General features: G+C 45.7%; 40 protein-coding genes. 33 read left to right on the top strand and 7 right to left on the bottom strand.

Annotated features, from left to right (window positions below; all coding sequences use genetic code 11):
• Nucleotides 1–333: 333 nt before the first annotated feature.
• The 28 genes from rpsJ (at nucleotide 334) to rplQ (ending at nucleotide 13,959) form a co-directional block, all read left to right on the top strand.
• Nucleotides 334–645 carry a 30S ribosomal protein S10 gene (rpsJ, locus tag Q4Q49_RS21205; protein WP_006083601.1) on the top strand — a complete coding sequence of 104 codons (312 nt, stop codon included), beginning with the start codon at nucleotides 334–336 and terminating at the stop codon, nucleotides 643–645.
• A 30-nt stretch (nucleotides 646–675) separates the two neighbouring features.
• The gene (rplC, locus tag Q4Q49_RS21200; RefSeq protein WP_006083600.1) at nucleotides 676–1,314 is read left to right on the top strand and encodes a 50S ribosomal protein L3; all 639 of its coding nucleotides are present in this window, start codon (nucleotides 676–678) and stop codon (nucleotides 1,312–1,314) included.
• 17 nt (nucleotides 1,315–1,331) lie between these two features.
• Nucleotides 1,332–1,937: a 50S ribosomal protein L4 gene (gene rplD, locus Q4Q49_RS21195; RefSeq protein ID WP_006083599.1), complete on the top strand. Its 606-nt coding sequence runs from the start codon at nucleotides 1,332–1,334 to the stop codon at nucleotides 1,935–1,937.
• The gene (rplW, locus tag Q4Q49_RS21190; protein ID WP_025008843.1) at nucleotides 1,937–2,239 is read left to right on the top strand and encodes a 50S ribosomal protein L23; all 303 of its coding nucleotides are present in this window, start codon (nucleotides 1,937–1,939) and stop codon (nucleotides 2,237–2,239) included. Before rplD ends, rplW begins: the two co-directional genes overlap by 1 nt.
• Nucleotides 2,240–2,255: 16 nt before the next feature.
• Complete coding sequence (gene rplB, locus Q4Q49_RS21185) at nucleotides 2,256–3,080, top strand: 50S ribosomal protein L2 (RefSeq protein ID WP_006083597.1); 825 nt, start codon at nucleotides 2,256–2,258, stop codon at nucleotides 3,078–3,080.
• A 14-nt stretch (nucleotides 3,081–3,094) separates the two neighbouring features.
• A complete protein-coding gene (gene rpsS / locus Q4Q49_RS21180; protein ID WP_006083596.1) occupies nucleotides 3,095–3,373 on the top strand; it encodes a 30S ribosomal protein S19 in 279 nt (92 codons plus the stop codon).
• A 15-nt stretch (nucleotides 3,374–3,388) separates the two neighbouring features.
• The gene (gene rplV, locus Q4Q49_RS21175; protein ID WP_006083595.1) at nucleotides 3,389–3,721 is read left to right on the top strand and encodes a 50S ribosomal protein L22; all 333 of its coding nucleotides are present in this window, start codon (nucleotides 3,389–3,391) and stop codon (nucleotides 3,719–3,721) included.
• Nucleotides 3,722–3,730: 9 nt separating this feature from the next.
• Entirely contained in the window at nucleotides 3,731–4,423 is a 693-nt protein-coding gene (gene rpsC, locus Q4Q49_RS21170) for a 30S ribosomal protein S3 (RefSeq protein ID WP_011787574.1), read from the top strand.
• 11 nt (nucleotides 4,424–4,434) lie between these two features.
• The gene (gene rplP / locus Q4Q49_RS21165; protein WP_006083593.1) at nucleotides 4,435–4,845 is read left to right on the top strand and encodes a 50S ribosomal protein L16; all 411 of its coding nucleotides are present in this window, start codon (nucleotides 4,435–4,437) and stop codon (nucleotides 4,843–4,845) included.
• Complete coding sequence (gene rpmC, locus Q4Q49_RS21160) at nucleotides 4,845–5,036, top strand: 50S ribosomal protein L29 (RefSeq protein ID WP_006083592.1); 192 nt, start codon at nucleotides 4,845–4,847, stop codon at nucleotides 5,034–5,036. Before rplP ends, rpmC begins: the two co-directional genes overlap by 1 nt.
• Entirely contained in the window at nucleotides 5,036–5,284 is a 249-nt protein-coding gene (gene rpsQ / locus Q4Q49_RS21155; protein WP_006083591.1) for a 30S ribosomal protein S17, read from the top strand. The genes rpmC and rpsQ overlap by 1 nt, the downstream gene beginning before the upstream one ends.
• 180 nt (nucleotides 5,285–5,464) lie before the next feature.
• A complete protein-coding gene (rplN, locus tag Q4Q49_RS21150; RefSeq protein WP_006083590.1) occupies nucleotides 5,465–5,833 on the top strand; it encodes a 50S ribosomal protein L14 in 369 nt (122 codons plus the stop codon).
• Between the two features lie 11 nt (nucleotides 5,834–5,844).
• Nucleotides 5,845–6,159 carry a 50S ribosomal protein L24 gene (rplX, locus tag Q4Q49_RS21145; RefSeq protein WP_006083589.1) on the top strand — a complete coding sequence of 105 codons (315 nt, stop codon included), beginning with the start codon at nucleotides 5,845–5,847 and terminating at the stop codon, nucleotides 6,157–6,159.
• Between the two features lie 12 nt (nucleotides 6,160–6,171).
• Nucleotides 6,172–6,711 carry a 50S ribosomal protein L5 gene (gene rplE, locus Q4Q49_RS21140; RefSeq protein ID WP_006083588.1) on the top strand — a complete coding sequence of 180 codons (540 nt, stop codon included), beginning with the start codon at nucleotides 6,172–6,174 and terminating at the stop codon, nucleotides 6,709–6,711.
• Between the two features lie 10 nt (nucleotides 6,712–6,721).
• Nucleotides 6,722–7,027 (top strand): 30S ribosomal protein S14, encoded by a 306-nt coding sequence (rpsN, locus tag Q4Q49_RS21135; protein ID WP_106648459.1) that lies wholly within the window; start codon nucleotides 6,722–6,724, stop codon nucleotides 7,025–7,027.
• A gap of 24 nt (nucleotides 7,028–7,051) precedes the next feature.
• Nucleotides 7,052–7,444 (top strand): 30S ribosomal protein S8, encoded by a 393-nt coding sequence (gene rpsH / locus Q4Q49_RS21130; RefSeq protein ID WP_106648458.1) that lies wholly within the window; start codon nucleotides 7,052–7,054, stop codon nucleotides 7,442–7,444.
• A gap of 10 nt (nucleotides 7,445–7,454) precedes the next feature.
• Nucleotides 7,455–7,988: a 50S ribosomal protein L6 gene (rplF, locus tag Q4Q49_RS21125; protein ID WP_312000368.1), complete on the top strand. Its 534-nt coding sequence runs from the start codon at nucleotides 7,455–7,457 to the stop codon at nucleotides 7,986–7,988.
• 10 nt (nucleotides 7,989–7,998) lie between these two features.
• On the top strand, nucleotides 7,999–8,349 hold the full coding sequence (rplR, locus tag Q4Q49_RS21120) for a 50S ribosomal protein L18 (RefSeq protein WP_006083584.1): 351 nt from the start codon (nucleotides 7,999–8,001) through the stop codon (nucleotides 8,347–8,349).
• An 11-nt stretch (nucleotides 8,350–8,360) separates the two neighbouring features.
• A complete protein-coding gene (gene rpsE, locus Q4Q49_RS21115) occupies nucleotides 8,361–8,864 on the top strand; it encodes a 30S ribosomal protein S5 (protein ID WP_006083583.1) in 504 nt (167 codons plus the stop codon).
• A 6-nt stretch (nucleotides 8,865–8,870) separates the two neighbouring features.
• Nucleotides 8,871–9,053 carry a 50S ribosomal protein L30 gene (rpmD, locus tag Q4Q49_RS21110; protein ID WP_006083582.1) on the top strand — a complete coding sequence of 61 codons (183 nt, stop codon included), beginning with the start codon at nucleotides 8,871–8,873 and terminating at the stop codon, nucleotides 9,051–9,053.
• Between the two features lie 3 nt (nucleotides 9,054–9,056).
• Entirely contained in the window at nucleotides 9,057–9,491 is a 435-nt protein-coding gene (rplO, locus tag Q4Q49_RS21105) for a 50S ribosomal protein L15 (RefSeq protein WP_006083581.1), read from the top strand.
• A gap of 7 nt (nucleotides 9,492–9,498) precedes the next feature.
• A complete protein-coding gene (secY, locus tag Q4Q49_RS21100) occupies nucleotides 9,499–10,839 on the top strand; it encodes a preprotein translocase subunit SecY (protein ID WP_006083580.1) in 1,341 nt (446 codons plus the stop codon).
• Nucleotides 10,840–10,860: 21 nt separating this feature from the next.
• Entirely contained in the window at nucleotides 10,861–10,974 is a 114-nt protein-coding gene (gene rpmJ / locus Q4Q49_RS21095; RefSeq protein ID WP_006083579.1) for a 50S ribosomal protein L36, read from the top strand.
• 117 nt (nucleotides 10,975–11,091) lie between these two features.
• Nucleotides 11,092–11,448, top strand: a complete 357-nt coding sequence (gene rpsM / locus Q4Q49_RS21090) for a 30S ribosomal protein S13 (protein ID WP_011787581.1) — start codon at nucleotides 11,092–11,094, stop codon at nucleotides 11,446–11,448.
• A 15-nt stretch (nucleotides 11,449–11,463) separates the two neighbouring features.
• Nucleotides 11,464–11,856 carry a 30S ribosomal protein S11 gene (gene rpsK, locus Q4Q49_RS21085; RefSeq protein WP_006083577.1) on the top strand — a complete coding sequence of 131 codons (393 nt, stop codon included), beginning with the start codon at nucleotides 11,464–11,466 and terminating at the stop codon, nucleotides 11,854–11,856.
• Between the two features lie 32 nt (nucleotides 11,857–11,888).
• Complete coding sequence (rpsD, locus tag Q4Q49_RS21080; RefSeq protein ID WP_106648456.1) at nucleotides 11,889–12,509, top strand: 30S ribosomal protein S4; 621 nt, start codon at nucleotides 11,889–11,891, stop codon at nucleotides 12,507–12,509.
• A gap of 24 nt (nucleotides 12,510–12,533) precedes the next feature.
• Complete coding sequence (locus Q4Q49_RS21075; protein ID WP_006083574.1) at nucleotides 12,534–13,523, top strand: DNA-directed RNA polymerase subunit alpha; 990 nt, start codon at nucleotides 12,534–12,536, stop codon at nucleotides 13,521–13,523.
• Nucleotides 13,524–13,563: 40 nt separating this feature from the next.
• Nucleotides 13,564–13,959 (top strand): 50S ribosomal protein L17, encoded by a 396-nt coding sequence (gene rplQ, locus Q4Q49_RS21070; RefSeq protein WP_006083573.1) that lies wholly within the window; start codon nucleotides 13,564–13,566, stop codon nucleotides 13,957–13,959.
• Nucleotides 13,960–14,018: 59 nt separating this feature from the next.
• On the opposite strand, the gene Q4Q49_RS21065 is transcribed toward rplQ, so the two are convergent.
• The 6 genes from Q4Q49_RS21065 to ccmA form a co-directional block, all read right to left on the bottom strand.
• Nucleotides 14,019–14,969, bottom strand: coding sequence for an ABC transporter substrate binding protein (locus tag Q4Q49_RS21065; RefSeq protein ID WP_312000367.1), 951 nt, complete (start codon nucleotides 14,967–14,969; stop codon nucleotides 14,019–14,021).
• A gap of 196 nt (nucleotides 14,970–15,165) precedes the next feature.
• Nucleotides 15,166–15,654 carry a cytochrome c maturation protein CcmE gene (gene ccmE, locus Q4Q49_RS21060; protein ID WP_300478341.1) on the bottom strand — a complete coding sequence of 163 codons (489 nt, stop codon included), beginning with the start codon at nucleotides 15,652–15,654 and terminating at the stop codon, nucleotides 15,166–15,168.
• Entirely contained in the window at nucleotides 15,651–15,851 is a 201-nt protein-coding gene (gene ccmD / locus Q4Q49_RS21055) for a heme exporter protein CcmD (protein ID WP_105253042.1), read from the bottom strand. Before ccmD ends, ccmE begins: the two co-directional genes overlap by 4 nt.
• Nucleotides 15,851–16,597, bottom strand: a complete 747-nt coding sequence (locus tag Q4Q49_RS21050) for a heme ABC transporter permease (protein ID WP_105251039.1) — start codon at nucleotides 16,595–16,597, stop codon at nucleotides 15,851–15,853. Before Q4Q49_RS21050 ends, ccmD begins: the two co-directional genes overlap by 1 nt.
• Nucleotide 16,598: 1 nt before the next feature.
• Complete coding sequence (gene ccmB, locus Q4Q49_RS21045; RefSeq protein WP_006079706.1) at nucleotides 16,599–17,285, bottom strand: heme exporter protein CcmB; 687 nt, start codon at nucleotides 17,283–17,285, stop codon at nucleotides 16,599–16,601.
• Nucleotides 17,286–17,296: 11 nt separating this feature from the next.
• Complete coding sequence (gene ccmA / locus Q4Q49_RS21040) at nucleotides 17,297–17,947, bottom strand: cytochrome c biogenesis heme-transporting ATPase CcmA (RefSeq protein ID WP_131525727.1); 651 nt, start codon at nucleotides 17,945–17,947, stop codon at nucleotides 17,297–17,299.
• A gap of 318 nt (nucleotides 17,948–18,265) precedes the next feature.
• On the opposite strand from ccmA, the gene Q4Q49_RS21035 reads away from it, so the two are divergent.
• Nucleotides 18,266–18,565 carry a c-type cytochrome gene (locus Q4Q49_RS21035; protein WP_006086491.1) on the top strand — a complete coding sequence of 100 codons (300 nt, stop codon included), beginning with the start codon at nucleotides 18,266–18,268 and terminating at the stop codon, nucleotides 18,563–18,565.
• Between the two features lie 63 nt (nucleotides 18,566–18,628).
• On the opposite strand, the gene ccmI is transcribed toward Q4Q49_RS21035, so the two are convergent.
• Entirely contained in the window at nucleotides 18,629–19,882 is a 1,254-nt protein-coding gene (ccmI, locus tag Q4Q49_RS21030) for a c-type cytochrome biogenesis protein CcmI (protein ID WP_311901048.1), read from the bottom strand.
• Between the two features lie 400 nt (nucleotides 19,883–20,282).
• Here ccmI and Q4Q49_RS21025 point away from each other — a divergent pair, with 400 nt between their 5' ends.
• Genes Q4Q49_RS21025 through Q4Q49_RS21010 form a run of 4 tightly spaced genes read left to right on the top strand, consistent with a single transcriptional unit; the run spans nucleotide 20,283 to nucleotide 23,888 of the window.
• Nucleotides 20,283–22,262 carry a heme lyase CcmF/NrfE family subunit gene (locus tag Q4Q49_RS21025; RefSeq protein ID WP_312000366.1) on the top strand — a complete coding sequence of 660 codons (1,980 nt, stop codon included), beginning with the start codon at nucleotides 20,283–20,285 and terminating at the stop codon, nucleotides 22,260–22,262.
• Between the two features lie 11 nt (nucleotides 22,263–22,273).
• Complete coding sequence (locus Q4Q49_RS21020) at nucleotides 22,274–22,828, top strand: DsbE family thiol:disulfide interchange protein (RefSeq protein WP_006079711.1); 555 nt, start codon at nucleotides 22,274–22,276, stop codon at nucleotides 22,826–22,828.
• A complete protein-coding gene (gene nrfF / locus Q4Q49_RS21015; protein ID WP_312000365.1) occupies nucleotides 22,825–23,304 on the top strand; it encodes a heme lyase NrfEFG subunit NrfF in 480 nt (159 codons plus the stop codon). Before Q4Q49_RS21020 ends, nrfF begins: the two co-directional genes overlap by 4 nt.
• Nucleotides 23,301–23,888, top strand: coding sequence for a TlpA disulfide reductase family protein (locus Q4Q49_RS21010; RefSeq protein WP_312000364.1), 588 nt, complete (start codon nucleotides 23,301–23,303; stop codon nucleotides 23,886–23,888). Before nrfF ends, Q4Q49_RS21010 begins: the two co-directional genes overlap by 4 nt.
• Nucleotides 23,889–24,391 lie beyond the last annotated feature (503 nt).

Here is a 24,391-nt window from a genome sequence, read left to right as displayed (position 1 = left end):
CGCGACAGAGATTAGTTTGAAAAGGAAGCTTCGGCTTCCTTTTTTGTTTTAGGGCTAGTTTTATCTACAGATTTGTGTAAAATGCTCGCCACTCTGAAGTTGAATAGTTATTTGATGACTATTTACACAGCGGGCTTGATATCCGGATTTAGATAGGTATAATGGCCCCCTCGTCGACTTAGGTTGACGAATTAAATGATTAGTCGCTGAAGTTAATCATTATCATAGCGGCTCCGATTGGGAGTCGAACGGTTAAATCATCTCGCTCTGCTTTTCTATATAGAAGAAGCTAGAGGGTGATTTTTTATATGTCCATTTTAGGAGCTCTGGTCAATGCAGAACCAAAGAATCCGTATCCGCTTAAAGGGATTTGATCATCGCTTAATTGATCAGTCTACAGCGGAAATCGTTGAAACTGCTAAGCGTACAGGCGCGCAGGTTCGTGGTCCAATTCCACTACCTACTCGCAAAGAGCGTTATACCATTTTGATCTCTCCGCACGTTAATAAAGATGCTCGTGACCAGTACGAATTACGTACACACAAGCGCCTGGTTGACATCGTAGAGCCAACTGAAAAGACTGTTGACGCGTTAATGCGTTTAGATCTTGCGGCTGGTGTCGACGTACAGATTAGCTTGGGTTAATTGAGATCCTAGTAAGAAGAGGTTTGAGAGATGGCTATCGGTCTTATTGGTCGTAAAGTTGGTATGACTCGCATCTTCACTGAAGATGGTGTTTCAATACCAGTTACTGTAATTGAAGTTGCAGGCAACCGTGTTACTCAAGTGAAAACTTTAGAAACTGACGGCTACCGTGCACTTCAAGTTACAACTGGCACCAAAAAAGCCAATCGCATCACTAAACCAGAAGCAGGTCACTTTGCCAAGAGCGGTGTTGAAGCCGGTCGTGGTTTGTGGGAAATGCGTTTGGTAGACGGTGAAGGCGAGGGCATTGAAGTTGGTGCTGAGCTAAATGTTGATATTTTCGCAGACGTAGCGAAAGTAGATGTTACTGGTCAATCAAAAGGTAAAGGCTTCCAAGGCGGCGTTAAGCGTTGGAACTTCCGTACTCAAGATATGACTCACGGTAACTCTTTGTCGCACCGCTCGAATGGTTCTATCGGTCAGAACCAAACGCCTGGTCGCGTATTCAAAGGCAAAAAAATGTCAGGCCATATGGGTGCCGAGCGTGTTACTACTCAAAATCTAGTTGTAGTTCGTGTAGATGTTGAGCGTAACCTGCTACTAGTCCGTGGCGCTGTTCCTGGCGCTACCAATGGCGACTTGATTATCAAGCCTGCCGTTAAAGCTTAAGGTCTGAGGAGATAGTAATGGAATTGGTATTGAAAGACGCGCAAAGCGCTCTTGAAGTTTCCGAAACTACCTTCGGCCGTGACTTTAACGAGGCACTGGTTCATCAGGTAGTTGTAGCATACGCTGCAAACGCGCGTCAGGGCACTCGTGCTCAAAAGACTCGTGCGGAAGTAACTGGCTCAGGCAAAAAGCCTTGGCGCCAAAAAGGAACTGGCCGTGCTCGTGCTGGTTCTGTTAAAGGCCCAATCTGGCGTGGCGGTGGCGTAACATTCGCTGCTAAAACCCAAGATCATAGCCAAAAAGTTAACAAAAAGATGTACCGCGGCGCGCTGAAAAGCATTCTGTCTGAATTGGTACGTCAAGAGCGTCTGGTTGTTGTTGAATCTTTCGGTGTTGAAGCTCCTAAAACTAAAGAGCTGAAAGCTAAATTGAAAGCAATGAACCTTGAAGACGTTCTGATTGTGACTGCAGAAGTTGATGAGAACTTATTCTTAGCAGCTCGTAACCTGTACAAAGTTGACGTTCGTGACGTAGCGGGTCTTGACCCAGTTAGTCTGATCGCGTTCAACACTGTGCTTGTGACTGCTGACGCAGTGAAGCAAATCGAGGAGATGCTAGCATGATGATCCGCGAAGAACGTTTGCTAAAAGTTATTCTCGCTCCACACATCTCTGAAAAGAGCACTGTGAACGCTGAGAAGCACAACACTGTTGTTTTCCGCGTAGCTATCGATGCAACTAAAGCTGAAATTAAAGCTGCTGTTGCTAAGCTATTTGAAGTTGAAGTTGATTCAGTTCGCACTTTAGTAAGCAAAGGCAAAACTAAACGCACTGGTGGCCGTACTGGTCGTCGTAGCGATTGGAAAAAAGCCTATGTAACTCTAGCTGCTGGTGCTGACATCGATTTCGTCGGCGGCGCTGAGTAAGCAAAGGAGAATTATCATGGCAGTTATTAAGTGTAAGCCAACCTCTCCAGGTCGTCGCCACGTAGTTAAAGTGGTGAACACTGACCTGCATAAGGGTAAACCCTTTGCTGGCCTGTTGGCGAAAAAATCTAAAAGTGGTGGCCGTAACAATACTGGCCGTATCACTGTCCGTCACGTAGGTGGTGGTCATAAGCAGCATTATCGTCTAATCGACTTCAAACGCGATAAAGATGGTATCCCTGCAAAGATTGAGCGTCTGGAATACGATCCAAACCGTACAGCTAACATCGCGTTAGTATTGTATGCGGATGGTGAGCGTCGTTATATTCTTGCTGCCAAAGGCATGCAAGCTGGCGATAAGATCCAGTCTGGTGTTGCTGCCGAGATCAAAACCGGTAACGCTATGCCACTACGCAACATCCCAGTAGGTTCTGTAGTTCACGCTGTTGAAATGAAGCCTGGTAAAGGTGCTCAGATCGCTCGTTCTGCAGGGGCTTATGTACAAGTTGTTGCTCGTGATGGCGCATATGCCACTCTACGTCTTCGCTCAGGCGAAATGCGTAAAGTGCCAGTTGATTGCCGCGCGACATTTGGTGAAGTTGGTAATGCCGAACACATGCTACGCCAGTTAGGTAAAGCAGGTGCTAAGCGCTGGAGAGGCATTCGTCCTACAGTTCGCGGTGTTGCAATGAACCCAGTAGACCATCCACACGGTGGTGGTGAAGGCCGTACTTCTGGTGGTCGTCACCCAGTGACTCCATGGGGTGTGCCAACTAAGGGTTATAAGACTCGTAGTAACAAGCGCACTGACAAGTACATCGTACGTCGTCGTAATAAATAGTAAGAGGATTCGCCATGCCACGTTCTCTCAAGAAAGGTCCCTTCATTGACCTGCACTTGCTGAAGAAGGTAGAGAAAGCGATGGAAGCCGGTGACAAAAAGCCTATTAAGACTTGGTCACGTCGCTCTATGATCATTCCAAATATGATTGGTTTGACCATCGCTGTCCATAATGGTCGTCAGCACGTTCCTGTGTTCGTAACTGACGAAATGATCGGCCACAAACTTGGTGAATTTTCACCAACTCGCACTTATCGTGGCCATGCCGCTGATAAGAAAGCGAAGAAGCGTTAATACGGGAGGAATAAGATGGAAGTTTTAGCTAAACATCGTTTTGCCCGTACGTCTGCGCAGAAGGCCCGTCTGGTTGCTGATCAAATTCGTGGTTTGCCTGTTGCTAAGGCACTCGAAATTTTGACTTTCAGCCCCAAGAAAGCCGCCGTACTGGTTAAAAAAGTACTTGACTCAGCTATCGCAAACGCCGAACACAACGAAGGCGCGGATATTGATGAGCTTAAAGTAGGAGCCGTCTTCGTAGATGAAGGCCCAACTATGAAGCGTATCATGCCACGTGCTAAAGGCCGCGCTGATCGTATCATGAAGCGTACCAGCCACATTACTGTGGTTGTATCAGATCGCTAGGAGAGAGCAATGGGACAGAAAGTACATCCTAATGGTATCCGTCTGGGTATCACCAAGCCTTGGATCTCTACCTGGTACGCAGATAAATCAGATTACGCAAATAATCTGAACAGCGACTGGGAAGTGCGTAAGTTTCTTGTAGAGAAATTACAAGCTGCTTCAGTATCTAAGATTGTTATCGAACGTCCAGCGAAAAGCATCCGCGTTACGATTCACACTGCCCGTCCAGGTGTTGTGATTGGTAAGAAAGGTGAAGACGTTGAAGTATTGCGTGCTGCAGTGTCAAAACTTGCTGGCACTCCTGCTCAAATTAACATCGCTGAGATCCGTAAACCTGAGCTAGATGCCAAGTTAGTTGCTGATTCAATTGCACAGCAATTAGAGCGTCGTGTTATGTTCCGTCGTGCTATGAAGCGCGCAGTTCAAAACGCAATGCGTATTGGTGCTCAAGGTATCAAAGTACAAGTTAGTGGCCGTTTAGGCGGAGCTGAGATTGCGCGTGATGAGTGGTATCGTGAAGGTCGTGTACCTTTACATACTTTGCGTGCTGATATCGACTATTCTACATCTGAAAGTCACACCCAATACGGTGTGATTGGCGTTAAAGTTTGGATCTTCAAAGGTGAAGTTCTAGATGGAATGCTGCCACAGATTGAAGAACCGAAGCAGCAGCAACCTAAGCGCAAGCCTCGTGGTAAATAGGAGAGCCGGCAATGCTGCAACCTAAACGTATGAAGTTTCGCAAGATGTTCAAAGGCCGCAACCGCGGTCTGGCGAACGGTACCGAAGTTAGCTTTGGTACTTTTGGTCTGAAAGCAGTCGGCCGTGGCCGTTTAACTGCGCGTCAGATCGAATCTGCACGTCGTGCCATGACACGTCACATTAAGCGTCAGGGACAAATTTGGATTCGAGTTTTCCCGGACAAACCGATTACCTCTAAGCCTCTCGAAGTGCGTATGGGTAAAGGTAAGGGTAACGTTGAATACTGGGTATGTCAGATTCAACCTGGTAAGGTTCTTTATGAGATGAATGGTGTTTCTGAAGTGATCGCTCGTGAAGCGTTTGCTTTAGCTGCTGCCAAGCTTCCAATTAAGACTACCTTCGTAACTAAGACGGTGATGTAATGAAAGCGAGCGAACTGAGAGAAAAGAGCGTTGAAGAACTGAACGCTGAACTACTTGGTCTGCTGCGTGAGCAGTTTAACCTGCGTATGCAACACGCCACTGGTCAGTTGACTCAGACTAATCAACTGAAATTGGTGCGCCGTAACATTGCGCGCGTTAAGACCATTATTACTTCTAAGGCGGGTGCATAATGTCTGATAAAATCCGTACTTTGCAGGGTCGTGTAACTAGCAACAAAATGGACAAGTCCATTACTGTTGCTATCGAACGCCAAGTGAAACACCCAATTTATGGGAAATACATTAAGCGTACGACGAAGATCCATGCACATGACGAAACTAATCAGTGCAATGAAGGCGATTTAGTAGCGATTCGCGAATGTCGTCCTTTGTCTAAGACTAAGTCTTGGACCCTGGTTGAAGTAGTATCAAAGGCCTAAGTTAATTAGGTATTTAGGTAAACGGCTCCAGAATGTGGGGCCGTTTGTTTTTTAATACTATACATTCCACTTTTATGGTGTTATATTTGCGCGCCATTTTTGACTAAATTAATAGCAAAAATGAGTGTTTTTATTGTCCCATAGTGGGAATTGTGTAGTAACGATAGCGGAGCACTTAAAATGATCCAAATGCAATCGACTCTTGACGTTGCTTGTAACAGCGGCGCACGCAGAGTTCAGTGTATTAAGGTCTTGGGTGGCTCTCATCGTCGTTATGCCGGTATCGGCGACATCATCAAAGTTTCTGTTAAAGAAGCGATTCCTCGCGCTAAAGCGAAGAAAGGCGATGTGTATAACGCGGTGGTAGTCCGTACTAAGAAAGGCGTACGTCGTCCAGACGGTTCTGTCATTCGCTTCGATCGGAATGCAGCTGTTCTTTTGAACAACAACCTGCAGCCGATTGGTACTCGTATCTTTGGACCAGTGACACGTGAATTGCGTAATGAGCAATTTATGAAAATTGTCTCGCTGGCACCAGAAGTACTGTAAGGAGCTTCAAAATGGCAGCTAAAATACGTCGTGAAGACGAAGTGATTGTATTAGCAGGTAAAGACAAGGGTAAACGTGCAAAAGTTTCTCAAGTCCTTCCTACTGGTAAATTGATTGTTGAAGGCATCAATCTTGTCAAAAAACACCAAAAGCCAAACCCACAATTGGGCGTAGCTGGCGGTATTGTTGAGAAAGAAGCACCGATACAAGCATCAAATGTAGCGATTTTCAACTCTGCCACTGGCAAAGCTGATCGCGTTGGTTTCCGCTTTGAAGACGGCAAAAAAGTTCGTTTCTTCAAATCGAACAGTGAACTCGTTAAGTAATTGGAGTAAACGATGGCGAAACTGCATGATAAATACCAAGAGACTGTTGTCGCTGAACTTGCTAAAAAGTTCGGTTATACCAGTGTCATGCAAGTCCCTCGGATTGAGAAAATCACCCTGAACATGGGTGTTGGCGAAGCTGTTGCAGACAAGAAAATCATGGACCATGCTGTCCGTGATATGACTGCAATCGCTGGTCAAAAGCCAGTAGTGACTGTTGCTCGTAAGTCAGTTGCTGGTTTTAAAATCCGTGAAGGCTACCCTATTGGCTGTAAAGTGACCCTACGCGGTGAGCGTATGTGGGAATTCTTAGAGCGTTTAGTCGATATCGCAATCCCACGTATTCGTGACTTCCGTGGCTTAAGCGCTAAAGCGTTTGACGGCCGTGGTAACTACGCAATGGGCGTGCGTGAGCAGATCATCTTCCCAGAAATCGATTACGATAAAATCGATAAGATTCGTGGTATGGATATTGTTATCACTACTACTGCGAAGAATGATGAAGAAGGTCGTGCTTTGTTAGACGCTTTTAACTTCCCATTCAAGAAATAAGGGTAGCGTAATGGCAAAAACATCAATGAAAGCACGTGAAGTTAAACGTGCACAGCTCGTGGCCAAGTACGCTGAAAAGCGTGCGGCTCTTAAGACTATCATTGCAAGTCCAGCTTCTTCTGACGAAGACCGTTGGGATGCAGTACTTAAGTTGCAAGCTCTACCACGTGATTCCAGCGCTGCGCGTCAACGCAATCGTTGTAATCAAACTGGTCGCCCTCATGGCTTCTTACGTAAATTCGGCTTAAGCCGTATCAAATTACGTGAAGCAACCATGCGTGGTGAAGTTCCTGGCCTGCGTAAGGCCAGCTGGTAAGCACTTGTCACGGAGTAAGCTAATATGAGCATGCAAGATCCTATTGCGGATATGTTAACCCGTATTCGTAACGGCCAAGCTGCTAACCACGTATCGGTGAAGATGCCTTCTGCTAAGTTGAAAGTCGCTATTGCGAAACTGCTTAAAGAAGAAGGTTACATCGCTGATTACGCCGTAGCAGATGAAGCCAAGCCTGAACTGGAAGTTACTTTAAAGTATTTCCAAGGCCAACCAGTCGTTGAGACTATCCAGCGTGTAAGTCGCCCTGGTCTTCGTATTTACAAAGGTAAAAACGAACTTCCAAAGGTGATGGGCGGTCTGGGTGTCGCAATTGTGTCCACTTCTAAAGGCTTGATGACTGATCGTGCCGCCCGCCTTGCAGGCATGGGTGGCGAGGTTATCTGCTACGTAGCTTAAGGAGCTAGGAATGTCTCGTGTAGCAAAAGCACCAGTATCTATTCCAGCTGGCGTAGAGGTGACCTTGAACGAACAGACTCTTACCGTCAAAGGCGGAAAAGGTAGTCTGACTCGAGTGATCAACAATGCGGTCAATGTTGTTATTGAAGCTGGCGTAGTTAAGTTCCTTCCTGTCGAAGGCGTTTTTAACGCTTGGGCACAGGCAGGTACAACTCGTGCATTAGTAAACAACATGGTTGTTGGTGTATCTCAAGGTTTTGAGCGTAAGTTAAAGTTAGTTGGCGTTGGTTACCGTGCGAAACTCGTCGGTTCTGATATTGACCTGACTTTAGGTTTCTCTCATCCGTTAGTACACAAACTGCCCGCAGGCGTTACTGCAGAGTGTCCTAGCCAAACTGATATCGTCCTACGTGGCGTTGATAAACAGTTAATTGGCCAAGTCGCTGCTGAGATTCGCGGATACCGTCCACCAGAGCCATACAAAGGCAAGGGTGTTCGCTATGACGACGAAGTAGTACGCCGTAAAGAGGCTAAGAAGAAGTAGGTAACGCGATATGGATAAGAAAACATCTCGCTTACGTCGCGCTACTCGCGCTCGTAAGAAGATCCAAGAGCTGGGCGTGAACCGTCTGGTTGTACATCGTACACCGCGTCACATTTATGCTCAGGTGATCAATCCTGAAGCTCAGGTGTTGGCAGCTGCTTCAACCGTAGAAAAAGCGGTTAAAGAGCTACTGAAGAGTACCGGTAACGTAGACGCAGCGAAAGCAGTAGGTAAATTTGTTGCTGAGCGCGCGATCGAAAAAGGCGTAACTTCAGTTGCGTTCGATCGTTCTGGTTTCAAGTATCACGGTCGTGTAGCTGCGTTAGCAGATGCAGCTCGTGAAGCTGGCCTGAAGTTCTAAGGGGTTATAAAATGGCTAAATTAGAAGCTCAGCAAAAAGACGATCTGCAAGAGAAATTGATTGCAGTTAATCGTGTTTCTAAAGTAGTTAAGGGCGGTCGTATCTTTAGCTTCACAGCACTGACAGTAGTGGGTGATGGTAACGGTAAGATTGGCTACGGCTATGGCAAGGCACGTGAAGTTCCAGCAGCGATTCAAAAAGCTATGGAAAAAGCTCGTCGTAACATTGTGACCGTTGAGTTGAATGCAGGTACTCTGCATCACCCAGTTAAAGGTCGTCATACTGGTTCTCTTGTGTACATGCAACCTGCATCACAAGGTACTGGTATTATTGCCGGTGGCGCAATGCGTGCCGTATTGGAAGTAGCAGGCGTTCATAACGTTCTGTCAAAAGCATACGGTTCTACTAACCCGATCAACATCGTTCGCGCGACTGTCGATGCTTTGGTGCACATGAAGTCACCTTCGCAAATCGCAGCTAAGCGTGGCCTGAATGTTGACGAAATTCGGGGGTAATGCACCATGGCAACTAAAACTGTAAAAGTTACTCAAACTAAAAGCGGTATCGGTCGTTTACCGAAGCACCGTGCAACCCTAACGGGTCTTGGTTTGCGTCGCATTGGTCACACTGTTGAATTAGAAGATACTCCTTCTGTTCGCGGTATGATCAACAAGGTCTACTACATGGTTAAGGTGGAGGATTAATAGATGCGTTTAAATACTCTATCTCCAGCTGCAGGCTCTAAGCATGCACCAAAGCGTGTAGGCCGTGGTATGGGCTCAGGTCTAGGTAAAACAGCGGGTCGTGGTCATAAAGGCCAAAAGTCTCGTTCTGGTGGCGGTGTACGCCCAGGATTTGAAGGTGGTCAAATGCCACTTAAAATCCGTTTACCTAAATTTGGTTTTACCTCGCGTCGCGCTATGGTAACAGCTGAAGTTCGTGTACTCGAACTGGCAAAAGTTAACGGTGATGTTATCGACTTAAACGCTCTGAAAGATGCGAACGTTATAACTCGCAACATCCAGTTTGCGAAAATTGTTCTTTCAGGTACCATTGAGCGCCCTGTGACTGTTAAAGGTCTGAAGGTAACCAAAGGTGCACGTGCAGCTATTGAAGCTGCCGGCGGTAAGATCGAGGAATAATACGTCGATGGCAAAACCAGGACTTGATTTAAAAAGCGCGAAAGGTGGACTTTCAGAATTGAAAGCTCGCCTCCTGTTCGTGATTGGTGCGATTATCGTCTTTAGAGCCGGTTCGTTTGTGCCAATTCCTGGTATTGACGCAGCTGTATTAGCAGAGCTGTTTGCTCAGCAAAAAGGGACCATCCTGGGCATGTTTAACATGTTCTCGGGTGGCGCCCTTTCGCGTGCCTCTATCTTTGCATTAGGTATCATGCCGTATATTTCGGCATCGATTATCATGCAATTGTTGACTGTAGTGCATCCTGCACTCGCTGAATTGAAAAAAGAAGGCGAATCAGGACGTAAGAAAATCAGTCAATATACCAGATGGGGTACCTTAGTGCTGGGTACATTCCAGTCGGTCGGTATTGCAACCGGGTTACCAAACTTAGTGCCAGGCCTTGTGGTCAACATTGGATTTGGGTTCTACTTTGTTGCGGTTGTGAGCTTAGTGACAGGAACTATGTTCCTTATGTGGCTAGGCGAGCAGATTACCGAACGTGGTATAGGTAACGGTATCTCGATTTTAATTTTCGCAGGTATTGTTGCTGGATTACCTTCCGCTATCGGCCAAACGGCTGAGCAGGCGCGTCAAGGTGACTTGAATGTGTTAGTATTGTTGTTGCTCGCGGTAATTGTGTTTGCAGTGACTTATTTTGTAGTGTTCGTGGAACGTGGTCAGCGTCGTATCGTCGTTAACTACGCTAAGCGTCAGCAAGGCCGTAAGGTGTTCGCTGCGCAAAGTACCCACTTACCGCTGAAAATAAACATGGCAGGTGTTATTCCGCCAATTTTTGCGTCAAGCATCATTTTGTTCCCTGGAACACTGGCTCAGTGGTTCGGTCAAAATGAGTCTATGTCATGGTTAAGTGATTTTTCACTGGCTGTGTCACCTGGACAACCGCTTTACTCATTATTATATGCAACAGCGATTATCTTTTTTTGTTTCTTCTATACTGCGTTGGTGTTTAACCCACGTGAAACAGCAGATAACTTGAAGAAGAGTGGTGCATTCATCCCTGGGATCCGTCCTGGAGAACAGACTTCGCGTTACATTGATAAAGTTATGACCCGTTTGACATTGGCAGGCGCGTTATACATAACCTTTATCTGCTTAATTCCGGAGTTCATGTTAATCGCGTGGAAAGTACAGTTCTATTTTGGCGGTACTTCACTACTCATTATGGTAGTCGTGATCATGGACTTCATGGCTCAGGTTCAGACGCATATGATGTCTCATCAGTATGAGTCTGTGATGAAGAAAGCTAACCTAGTAAACAAAGCGAATTTAGATCGCTTTGGTCGCTAAGTAGCTTTACGGAGTGATGAAATGAAAGTTCGAGCTTCCGTGAAGAAGATCTGCCGTAACTGCAAGATCGTCAAGCGTAGTGGCGTTGTACGCGTTATCTGTGTTGAACCAAAACACAAACAGCGTCAAGGCTAAAAAGTAATTTGTTCAGCCCATGAATTGGGCTGAACAAAATTTTGTTTGCAAATCTGTCGACTGTCGAGTATCCTTTCGGGCTTTTCGCAGTTGGCCTTTAACTTTAAGGAGTGCATAGTGGCCCGTATCGCTGGCATTAACATTCCTGATCAAAAGCATACAGTCATCGCATTGACTGCAATTTTCGGCATCGGCCGTACTCGCGCTAGAGCAATCTGCGCGGCTACAGCAATCGCTGAAACTGCTAAGATCAAGGAATTGAGCGAAGCTCAAATAGACACACTACGCGAAGAAGTCGCTAAATACCTAGTAGAAGGTGACTTACGTCGTGAGATTTCAATGAACATCAAGCGTCTTATGGATCTTGGTTGTTATCGTGGTCTCCGCCATCGCCGTAGCCTGCCTCTCCGTGGGCAACGTACTAAGACCAATGCGCGTACGCGTAAAGGTCCACGTAAACCAATTAGAAAGTAACGGGAAGGTAAAGCAATGGCTAAAGTTCCGTCACGTTCTCCGCGTAAGCGCGTACGTAAACAGGTTGCAGATGGCATGGCTCATATCCATGCTTCTTTCAACAACACTATTGTCACCATTACAGATCGTCAAGGTAATGCGTTGTCATGGGCTACATCAGGTGGTTCAGGTTTCCGTGGTTCACGTAAATCTACTCCATTTGCTGCACAGGTGGCTGCTGAGCGTGCAGGTGCTGCTGCTCAAGACTACGGTTTAAAAAACCTTGAAGTGTTTGTGAAGGGTCCAGGTCCAGGTCGTGAGTCAGCCATTCGTGCGCTGAACGCTGTTGGTTATAAAATTACCAACATTACCGATGTGACGCCGATCCCTCATAATGGTTGTCGTCCTCCTAAAAAGCGTCGTGTATAACGTCGTTTCATTAGGATAGTTGGAGAAAGATCATGGCAAGATACTTGGGTCCCAAGCTCAAGCTCAGCCGCCGAGAAGGTACAGACCTTTTCTTAAAAAGCGGTGTGAGAGCAATCGATTCAAAGTGTAAACTGGAAACTGCACCTGGACAACATGGCGCTCGTAAGCCACGTTTGTCAGAGTATGGTACTCAGTTACGCGAAAAACAAAAAGTTCGTCGTATTTACGGTGTGTTAGAAAAACAATTCCGTAACTATTACAAAGATGCTGCACGTACTAAAGGCAACACAGGTGAAAACCTGCTTCAGCTTTTAGAAACCCGTCTTGATAACGTCGTTTATCGTATGGGCTTCGGTGCAACTCGTGCAGAATCACGTCAGCTAGTGAGCCATAAATCAATTATGGTTAACGGTCGTGTTGTTAACATTCCATCATTCAAAGTGTCTGCGAATGATGTTGTGAGCATCCGCGAGAAGTCACGTACTCAAGCTCGTATTAAAGCGGCTTTAGAAGTGGCAGCTCAACGCGAGAAGCCTACATGGGTTGAAGTCGACAGCGCGAAAATGGAAGGTGCTTTCAAGCGCGTTCCAGAACGTAGCGATTTGTCTGCGGAAATTAACGAACAGCTGATCGTCGAGCTTTACTCTAAGTAAGGCTAACAAACAAGAGAGGACACAATGCAGGGTTCTGTTACAGAATTTCTTAAACCGCGTCTCGTTGATATCGAGCAGGTTAACTCAACACGTGCCAAGGTTACATTGGAACCACTTGAGCGTGGTTTCGGCCACACTTTAGGTAACGCGTTGCGTCGCATCCTATTGTCGTCTATGCCCGGCTGCGCGGTTACCGAAGTCGAGATTGACGGTGTACTGCACGAATACAGCAGTAAGGAAGGCGTTCAAGAAGATATCCTTGAGATCTTGTTAAACCTGAAAGGGTTAGCAGTGACTATCGAGGGTAAAGACGAGGCTATGCTTACGTTGAGCAAGTCCGGCGCAGGCCCTGTCATCGCAGCAGATATCACGCATGATGGTGATGTCACTATCGTGAATCCTGATCATATTATCTGTCACCTGACAGGTAACAATGATATCAGCATGCGTATTCGCGTTGAGCGTGGTCGTGGCTATGTACCAGCATCTGCTCGTGCACAGACTGAAGACGATGATCGCCCAATCGGCCGCTTGCTGGTTGATGCTTCTTTCTCGCCAGTTGCGCGTATTGCCTACAATGTAGAAGCAGCACGTGTAGAACAGCGTACTGACTTAGATAAACTCGTTATCGATATGACCACTAACGGTACTATCGATCCTGAGGAAGCTATCCGTCGTTCTGCAACAATTTTAGCTGAACAGCTAGATGCGTTTGTTGAATTACGTGACGTGACTGAGCCAGAGCTGAAAGAAGAGAAGCCGGAATTCGATCCGATTCTGCTGCGTCCTGTCGACGATTTAGAGCTAACTGTACGTTCGGCTAACTGCTTGAAAGCCGAAGCGATTCATTACATCGGAGATCTGGTACAGCGCACTGAAGTTGAGTTGCTGAAGACCCCTAACTTAGGTAAGAAGTCTCTTACTGAAATTAAGGACGTTTTAGCTTCTCGCGGACTGTCGTTAGGTATGCGTTTGGAAAACTGGCCTCCAGCTAGTTTAGCAGACGACCTATAAGTCTCAGGTTTGTACAGATTTAGGTTATAAGGATTAGGTCATGCGCCATCGTAAGAGTGGTCGTCAACTAAACCGTAACAGCAGTCATCGCCAAGCCATGTTTCGCAACATGGCCGGTTCACTAGTTCGTCATGAGATCATCAAGACAACTGTGGCTAAAGCGAAAGAACTGCGTCGCGTAGTTGAGCCTCTGATAACACTTGCTAAGAGTGACAGCGTTGCAAACCGTCGTTTAGCGTTTGCACGTACTCGCGACGCTGAAGTCGTAGGTAAGTTATTTACTGAGTTGGGTCCACGTTACCAGGAACGTCCTGGTGGCTATACCCGTATCCTTAAGTGCGGTTTACGTGCTGGTGATAAAGCCCCTATGGCTTACATCGAGCTAGTTGGCCGTCCAGAAGCTGCTCAAGCTGTTGATGTTGAAGCTGCTGAGTAATTAAGGTTACACGTTTAAAAAGCCGGGTGAATGCCCGGCTTTTTTATGTCTTTTTTTCATTACTTCACCCAGAGTGTATTTTTCTCGATTTCTTTCGGTAGGCTAATATTCCATTTGGCCAAACCTTGCTGACTAAACATGTATTTCCCAAGATCATCTGTCACTGGAAAGATGTTTTCGGGTTTCTCGCCAGCCAGTATTTTTAACGCCATATTCGCTGCTAATTCGCCATGATGATAGCCATCGAGTACGTAACCTCCAATATTGCCCTCAGAGGAGACGCTAAATCCCCAAAATCCGAAATTCGGTACCGGTGTATGTTCTGATATCCATTTTAGGAGCTGATCCGCATCCACAGAACGATTTTCTGCATCCCTCACTGTTTGGTAGAGCGCCACGACAATGGCGTTATAGCCTTGCTCCTTTGCCGTCAGTACCTGTTGCTGCCAATCTGCGAGCTGTGACAATTGCACCAAATTCACTTCGATATCACCCAAAATACTTGAGTGTTGTTTGCTGATGTATTCTGCAGCTGAGTCTGAGGTAACACCTTGGTCAAATAGGACGAGTATTTTACGGTGCACAGTCTGTGGGAGTAAGCGTTGAATGAGGAGGAGTGAGCGTCGTAGCAGCGGTCTTTCTATGACACCGGTAAAGCGCTTGTGCTCATTGAGATGATACTCTCTAGGGTTCATATTCACCCCAAGATAGACCACTGGGATTAAGCTGTCATTGAGGCGCTGATGCAACAGGTTAACCGCATTATCATCGGCGAGAATAACCAGTTGAGGTACTTGGCTTTGGATGTACTTCCACGCTAAATCAGCCCTTTCGCCAAATTGCTCCTTTGGTATGCGCTTGGTATCCATTTCGAAATAGCTAACATCGTGTAAAGGGCTGAGCGTGTCATTAATCGCTCGGCTATATTCTTGGTCCCATTGATAGCCTTGATGATAGCTTTCGATAACAACAACTTTAGCTGCATTGGCTTCATGAGAGATGCCTACCAAGCAGATAATCAGGAAGCTTAGAATGTGTTGCAAACTAGAGTTTAGTTGTCTTATTTGAATCATACGCAGTCTTAGGTTTTGAAGCTGTCTTGAGTATAGTTCACCTTTAATTATCTAGATTGAGATAATAAAAAAGCCTCACTAGTTATTAGGCTAGGAGGCTTATTGTGTATGCTGTTGCTACTTCATCAATCGCTTACTTAGTGTCTGGTGCCTTTTGTTGGCTGTAATCCAACTTTTCGTGCTTTTGGCCCATTGCTTCGGCAACTTCTGGTGGCATGTAGTTTTCATCATGCTTAGCCAGTACTTCAGTCGCTTCTAGCTTACCATCTGCTCCAAGCACACCTTGCGCCACAATACCCTGTCCTTCACGAAATAGGTCAGGCAAGAGATCGTCATAGGTGACCTGTATTTCGCCGCCGAGTGAATCATGTACTGCGAATTGTACATGTAAACTCTTAGGATCCCGCACCATTGAACCAACAGTTACCATACCACCGACACGAATGCGCTGACCAATTTCAGGTTTTACGCCAGTGTCTGTCTTGCCGTGGACAATTTCAGACGGAGTATAGAATAAGTTCAAGTTGGAGTTCAGCGCATAGAGCAAAAGCGAAGTAATCGCAGCAACGCCACCGATTAATGCTACAGCTAATGTCAGTCTTTTTTTGCGTCTTGGGTTCACGATTTAGTACTCCTAGTTTCTTTTAGGCGTTCTTCTCTATCCATCTTCTTCGCGATATCAATTAACACCTTACGCTTTTGGCGTGCGCTGGTAATGATGAGCGTAGAGAGGCAGAAGAAGGTCACTCCGTAGGATAGCCATACATAGAATGCATAGCCGCCCATATTAAAAAAATCACTGATTGAATCGAATTGCATCATTTGACCTCCTCCGCTTTAGCTAGTTCACGGACCCAAGGGCGCATGCCATTTCTTGCTAAAATTTCTGCTCTAAAACGAACAATAGTGATGGCGCCAATCATAAGACCGAAGCCCAGTATGTTAATTAACAGTGGATAGAGCATTTCCGTCGACATTGTCGATTTCTCAGTAATGCGTATTGTCGACGGTTGATGTAATGAGCTCCACCATTCAACTGAGTATTTGATGATAGGAATATTGATCACACCGACGATCGCTAAGATCCCTGCTGCACGAGCTGCGAGCACTTTATCCTCAAATGAGGCATAGAGCGAGATCACACCTAGATATAGGAATAGTAATACCAGCTCAGAAGTTAAGCGTGCATCCCATACCCACCAGGCACCCCACATAGGTTTACCCCATGCTGCTCCGGTAAAGAGTGCGATAAAGGTGATCACTGCACCAATGGGAGCAATAGATGCTGCAGCCCAGTCGGCAAGTTTTATCTGCCAAACTAGACCGATAAAGGCCGCGGTTGCCATACCCATATAAGCCGCCATTGACATAGACGCGGCAGGAACATGAATAAAGATAATACGGTAGCTATCACCCTGCTGGTAATCCGTCGGCGCGAAGACGAGTCCCCATGTAGTGCCAACAGCAATCAATAGACCGGCTAAGATCGCAAACCATGGAAATAACGTTCCTGATAATTTATATGCGCGTTCAGGATCCGCGTAAGGGTGTAACCATTTCCACATTTTAGTTAGTACTCACTCGCAGAGATGCACCAATTGCAAAAGGTGCTAAGGTTAACGATCCGACCAGCATAGCGCCTATTATAGCGAGCTGACCATCATAGGGTAAATTCATTCCTGCCGCGTCTATGGCACTCGTTGCAAAAATGAGTACTGGGATATATAGGGGCAAAATAAGTAAGCTGAGTAACACGCCGCCTTTCCTTAGACCGACGGTTAATGCCACACCAATAGCACCTAACAGCGACAATACTGGCGTGCCTAGCGCAAGCGTCGAAATTAACGCACCGTAGCTGTTGCCATCTAGATTGAGTAATACCGCTAACAGTGGTGCGATAATAATCAGTGGCACACCAGTTAAAATCCAGTGGGCTAACACTTTAGCTAATACGAGAATGGCTAATGGCTGCGGACTTAATAGCATTTGTTCTAAGCTACCATCACTAAAGTCGGCTTTGAAAAGCCTTTCAAGTGACAACATTGATGCTAATAATGCGGCGACCCAAATAATCCCCGGTGCCACACGTGCTAACATTTGCGGCTCTGGTCCAATCCCCAGCGGAAACAAGGTAACGACCATAATAAAAAATAGCAGTGGGTTAAAAATGTCGCCGCGGTGGCGAATAGCAATTTTAAGATCTCGCTGCAGCAAGGTGAAAAATGCTTGGGTAAAACTGATGCCTCTTTTCATTGAGTCTGACCTTATATGAAGCGATAATCGAGACGAATTTTACGAAGCCTATCATCTGTGATAATGCCCATATCTTGGTGAGTTGTGAGGATCACACAACCACCATTATCCGCATGCTGAATAAATAACTGCTCCAGTTCTTCGACGCCTTTTTTATCGATTGCAGTAAAAGGTTCGTCAAGGATCCAAATTTTACAGTTGCTATGCCACAATCTTGATAGCGCTGTTCTGCGATGCTGGCCTGCGGATAAATGCCCCGCGAGAGCTTCTTCAAAGCCCGTTAAATTTACTTTGGCTAAAATCTCTGACGTATCAAAGTCATCATAACCACTGATTCTTAAATTGAAATTAAGGTTTTCTTCGGCAGTCAGCTCGCATTTCACGCCAGCTAAATGGCCTAAATACAAGAGGTCTTCATTGTATTCATCGCGGCAACGGTTTATGTCTTCATTAATGTAAAAAGTTTGTCCGGCATAGGGGCGAGAAAGGCCCGCCAATATGCGTAATAAACTGGTCTTGCCTGCGCCGTTAGGGCCTTCAATCTGAACAATGTCACCGGCATTTATATCAAAACTTAACTCATCAAAGAGGATGCGTTCTTCGCGGATACAGGTCAGCTTGCTGGCTGACACTAATGTGGTTTCTTTAGTTATATTTGTCACTGAACCCTCTATCTCAAGCCGGAAGGAAACACAAGTGATTCTAACACAAACGTTATTGGGGGTTTACTTTTGGTTTGCACTAGATGTCAGCAATATGATGTGGTTCCAATAACCGCAATATTTATCGAACTTTTTTACGACTTGCTAATATATTAACGAATTTGTCACCCTTGTCGCCTGATTCATTTTGTGTTGAGATTCTAATCACAAAAAGATGAGATTTCTTGAAGTTTGTAGTAATCTTAGTCGGCTATAATGAGTCTGCCTAAGTAAGGGCAGCGCCGAGCTTTGTACGTATTTGCATTAGGAACATTGAACATGAAAAAACTGTTAGCAATGACTGCAGTCGCTGCTTTGACTATGTCAGTCAACGTATCAGCTCAAGAAGCTGAAGCTATTTTCAACAAGGCATGTACCGTATGCCACAGCATGGGTGTTGCTGGTGCTCCAAAAGCGCATAACGCTGCAGAATGGGAACCACGCTTAGCTAAGGGTATGGATACTCTACTGCACAGTGTGAAAACTGGTCTAAACGCAATGCCACCAGGCGGTATGTGTACCGATTGTACTGACGAAGATTACAAAGCAGCTATCGAGTTTATGTCTAAAGCTCAGTAATTTTTTCAGTGTTAATAAAAAACCGGCCAAAGCCGGTTTTTTTATGTCTGCAATAAACTGGGTTTATTGCACTTGGGTATCAAGCACTAGGTTGGCGGTATCGCCGACAGCGACTGTACTGATCTTACCTTGAAGATCGCCAGCTTGTGGTTTGATATTACCGTGTTTAGAAAGCACAGCAATCACTTCCACATTGGTAGCGTCACTCAACTTCTTATCACCACCCATACCGCTGCTGTCATCTAATGTCACCGTAATTGGGAGCGACTTAGCACTGACTTTGGTCGCCGCTAATGGGACTTTTGGTCCTTCAGTTGCACGGGCAAAGATAAAGATAGTGTCTTCAGGGCTGGCTTTAGCGGCAAGTTCTGCAGAGATAGATATAGTGACATTGACTGATTTGGTCGCACTTGCTTTCACTTGCTTGTGGGCTTCATCATTTGGCATGCCCGCCGTTTCAGACTGCATACGTAAGTTAGCGGTTTCGATAGCATTCATTAGGGCTGCGCGATCAACATCGGCACGATCGCTATCAAGGATAGTTTGCCAAGAGGCGATGGCTTTCTTGTAATCAGCCGTAAAGAAGGCATCCATACCTACAAGTAATAACGTTGAAGGATCTTGAGCATCCATAGCTAAAGATTCATCGATAATCGCTTGGATTTGCGGTGTCATTTGTTGACCCGCTTTGTAATACATAGCTGTCGCTTTTGGACCGAGCAATTCTGCATGTTTTCCGACCAATTCGATTACTTTATCGAAAGCCGCAATCCCTTTATCGTATTGGTTTGCCGATACATAAGCATGGCCTAAGCTGAACCACAGTTGGCTGTTCTCTGGTTCGGCTTTAATTTGAGCCTCCATCATCTGCACGCGTTGCATCATGATTTGGGCTGTATCCATTCCCGCATGGGGATTGGCAGGTTGCTGGGCAGTTTCAATATTCTCAAAGGCGCCTAAGTGCTGATAAAGATAGCCTGAGATAACAACCAAACAAACTGACATGATCGACGGCCACAGAATCGTCTTTGGCTTGATTTGGTTGACCAGTGAATCATCACTCGCTTGTTTGATGTCTTGGAGTAGACTGATTTCAAGCTCTTTTTTCAATGCATCGAATTCGGCTTGATCGAGTAGCTCCTCGCTTAATTCTTTTTCAAGAGTGGCTAAGCGTTCATTGAACAATTCAAGGTTCGTTTGTTTACGAACTCCGGCTTCTTCCGTTTTCAGCAATTTTTGCTGTCTGAAATGCGGGATCCAAATCAGCATAAGGCCGACTAACATAACAAGCGCAATAAAAATCCAAAATGTCGTCATTGTTTCTATATTCACTTTAGTTTGCAGAAAGCGGAGTAACCGCTAGGCTTGGAAGCAAGATTATACGTAAAGATTGTTCATTGAACAGTAATATAAGGTAATCCCAGTACTGAAAGCTTATAGTTGGGCACTGGTTCACAAATTGATTCTTCTTGTAAATTTTGTATGAAACTTAAGTGTCATTTGTCGGTCACATGCAGAACTGAGCCTCTTCCGTGACTTTCAACAACCTCTAAAATTGAGAATGAGACAAGTAACCCAGTTTTGTACGAAAGAGGCAGACAGGAACAATAGCAAATACTAAAATGAGCAAAATTTCGTGCATTTGCGTGAATAACATGTTGTGCGTTGAGATAGAGTCTTTCTAAATCAACATATTATTGAAGACTGAGGAAAACCCATGATCCCAGAACTTGGACACTTTGCGCTGATAATAGGGGTGGCTTTTGCCTTCTTATTAATCAGCGTCCCCCTAATAGGTGTTGCCCGTAAAGATCAATACCTTGTTAGGTATGCTTGGCCGTTAACGTACGGAATGTTCTTTTTTATCACTGTATCTGTTGTCGTACTGGCTTATAGCTTTGCCGTCGACGATTTCTCCGTCGCTTATGTGGCACATCACTCTAATTCTCAGTTACCTATCTTCTTTAAGATATCGGCCGTATGGGGCGGTCATGAAGGGTCACTGTTGTTCTGGGTGTTTGCTTTATCGACTTGGGCTGCAGCGGTTGCCTTATTTAGTAAAGGTTTAGAGGAAGTGTTTACTGCGCGTGTACTGGCAGTATTAGCGCTGATCGTGATTGGCTTTAGCTTATTCATGTTACTTACTTCTAGTCCATTCGAACGTTTGTTCCCGATCCCTGCCGAAGGCCGTGACTTGAACCCAATGCTGCAAGATGTGGGATTAATCTTCCATCCACCTATGCTGTATTTAGGTTATGTGGGTTTCTCGGTGAGCTTTGCATTTGCGATTGCCGCGCTGATGAGCGGTCGTCTCGATTCTGCATGGGCTCGTTGGACGCGTCCTTGGACCTTAGCCGCTTGGATCTTCCTAACTGGAGGTATCGCGCTAGGTTCTTGGTGGGCATATTATGAATTAGGCTGGGGCGGTTGGTGGTTCTGGGATCCTGTAGAGAACGCTTCTTTCATGCCTTGGTTAGTGGGTACTGCGCTGGTTCACTCTTTGATTGTGACCGAGAAACGCGGCGCCTTCCGTAACTGGACGGTATTACTGTCTATCTTCGCTTTCTCTTTAAGTTTGCTTGGTACCTTTATTGTTCGCTCTGGCGTATTAACCTCAGTGCATTCATTCGCAGCCGATCCAAGCCGCGGTATGTTTATTCTGTTGTTACTTGGTTTAGCGATTGGTGGTTCATTGACACTGTTTGCCTTCCGCGCCAGTGAAATGAGCAGTCCAGCCCGTTTCGAGCTGAAGTCTAAAGAAACCATGCTACTGGTCTGTAACGTGTTACTGACCGTTGCCGCAGGTACTGTGCTATTGGGTACACTCTATCCATTGCTCATCGATGCACTCGGCATGGGTAAAATCTCTGTAGGACCTCCATACTTCAACGCTGTGTTTGTGCCTATCGTATTAGTCTTATTTGGCTTTATGGGTATTGGTCCAATTATCCGTTGGAAAAAATCGAAAGCAGGCGAGCTTAAGCGTCAGCTATTGATCCCTGCAATGGTTGCTGCGGCTATCGGTATTGTGACGCCATTTATCGTCGATGGTGTATTCAATACTTGGGTTGCCTTTGGTATTGCAGCGGCTTCTTGGATTATCCTAGCGACAGCAAGAGCGGCCTATAACATGGTCAAGTCGAAAGAAGGTGATATCAGCATCAGCCGTATGGGCCGTAGTCAGCTGGGCATGATCTTCGCGCATCTTGGTATTGCTGTGTCTGTGATTGGTGCCACTATGGTGTCGAATTACTCGATTGAGAAAAGTGTCCGCATGGGACCAGGTGTGAGCCAAGAACTTGCGGGTTATACCTTTAAATATCTCGAGACCAAAAACGTAGTGGGTCCTAACTACACTGCAATGCAGGGACAGATAGAAGTCTACAAAGGTGATGAGCTGCTGACATTACTCAAGCCCGATCGTCGTCAATATAATGTGCGTACTATGGACATGACAGAAGCGGGTATCGACTGGGGTCTATTCCGTGATTTGTATGTGACCATGGGCGATCCAATTACCAGCACTGAATTTGCGGTTCGTTTGAACTACAAGCCGTTCGTGCGTTGGTTATGGTTTGGGGCAATTTTCATGATGATTGGTGGATTCTTCGCGGCATCGGATAAACGTTACCGTGCAAAAGTCGCTGAAGCTGTCGCGCCTTCGGCCGAAAAGGCAAAATTGGCAACGGCTCAATAATTGGGGAATGTATGAAGAAGTTGGTTCTGTTTATCCCATTGGTCATATTTCTCGCCATGGGGGTGTTTCTATATAAAGGTTTATTCCTGAATCCGCAGCAATTGGATTCGGCACTGGAAGGAAAGCCTATTCCGGCTTTCCAACTGGAACGCTTAGAGACACCAGCTGAGATCATTACGAATGAGCAATTAAAAGGCAAGGTGTCATTACTTAATGTGTGGGCGACTTGGTGTCCATCTTGTAAATATGAGCATCCTTTCTTAGTGATGCTAAAGCGTAAAAATCTTCTGCCAATTTACGGGATCAACTATCGCGATGAGCGTGCTCCCGCATTAGAAGAGTTGAAGCGTCAGGGCGACCCCTACAACGTCAATATCTATGATAAAGATGGCCGTTTAGGATTAGACCTTGGGGTCTATGGTGCACCTGAAAGTTTTGTGGTTGATCACAACGGTATTATCCGCTTCCGTTATGCGGGTCCAATCGACCAACGCGTATGGAGTGAAACCCTTTACCCTATGATCCAACAATTACAAGCTGAAGCGGCGAAGGATGGCGCATCATGAGAACGCTGACAAAAATCATTGGTGGTCTAGTACTGTTATTCAGCATGACAACCACCGTTATGGCAACACCGGTTGATACTTATGAATTCAAAACGCCTGAAAATCAAAAGCGCGGTTTGTCTTTGGCCCATGAGCTACGTTGCCCACAGTGTCAAAACCAAAACTTGATCGACTCAAACTCACCGGTTGCGCGCGATCTGCGTCTTGAAGTCTTCAAGATGGTAGACGAAGGCAAAGGAGATGATGAGATCATCGAGTTTATGACCAGCCGTTACGGTGAGTTTGTACTCTATAAGCCTAAGATGGAAACTAAGACCTACATTCTTTGGTTAGGTCCCGTTGGCTTGTTACTCATTGGGCTAGTGATTGGTTTTATCTTCATTCGTAAACAACGCATCAGCGGTAATGTGCCGAATGAAATTAGCGCAGAAGATCAGCGCGAGTTAGATACCTTGCTAAAGCGCAATACAAAATGAAGCATAAAGTCATAACGGCATTCATGTTGTCATCCATTCTTTCGGTATTTGTTGCTGGGGTCGCGCATGCGTACCCTGGTATGCAGCAAACGGCTAAACCGATGGAATCAACGGTTGATTTGATCAATGTACTGCCAAAGACTTTTCCTATTGAGCCTGTTGCCTTTAATGATGTCGATGGTAAAGCTATCGACTTCAGCCAATTTAAAGGTAAGATCATTATGGTGAACATGTGGGCGACCTGGTGTCCACCCTGTGTAAGGGAGCTACCAGCAATCGAAAGACTCGCGACCAAGTTCAAAGCTGAAGACTTTGTACTATTACCTATCTCTATTGATGCAGAAGGTAAGCAACAGGTTCAACCGTTCTTAAACTCGTTAGGTATGCCAAATTTCAACTCTTACTACGATCAGTCACAAAGTCTTGGGGATGTTTTCCCGCTCGATACGATTCCAGCGACATTTATTCTTGATCAACAGGGCCAATTGATAGCTTTTGTTCGATCTTATGTCGATTGGGACGATGCCAAAGCTGTCACGCTAATCCAAGGATTTATCGATAAAGGCAGTAAAAAGCCCAATTAATCGGCACTCTGCACGTAAAAGAATCACCATTGTTTAAAAGATCGCCATGCGATCTTTTTTCATTAAAAAAGCCCTTGCACAAAATCTCCTGCTCCCTATAATGCGCATCCACTGACACGGCAGACAGCGTTAAGCAGCCTGATGTGACAGTTCATCAATGAGTTTACTAATTGATGAGTGTCGAGAAAGTTTGCAAAAACTCCTTGACGCGAAACGGGAAATGCGTAGAATACGCAGCCCTAGCCACCTGGAAGCGTTCGACGCTCAGTGTGGTACTCAAGTCCTCTTACGGATATTGAGTTGCTCTTTAACAAGATAAAACAAGAAATCTGTGTGGACACTCACAGGTGTTGAGTTAATCGAAACTGCTTAACCTTTGGGTTGGCAGTCAAAATTTAAATCAACCAATTCTTTCACGAGAGTGATGAGTGTTCATAGCAATATGTACAAAGACTTACTTAGTAAGTCGAACAGAATTCGTTGAGCCGTTTGACGTAAGTCAA

This window comes from Shewanella sp. SP1S1-7, from assembly GCF_031932105.1.
Classification (GTDB): Bacteria; Pseudomonadota; Gammaproteobacteria; order Enterobacterales; family Shewanellaceae; genus Shewanella; species Shewanella baltica.
This window is presented reverse-complemented; position numbering and strand designations above follow the sequence as displayed.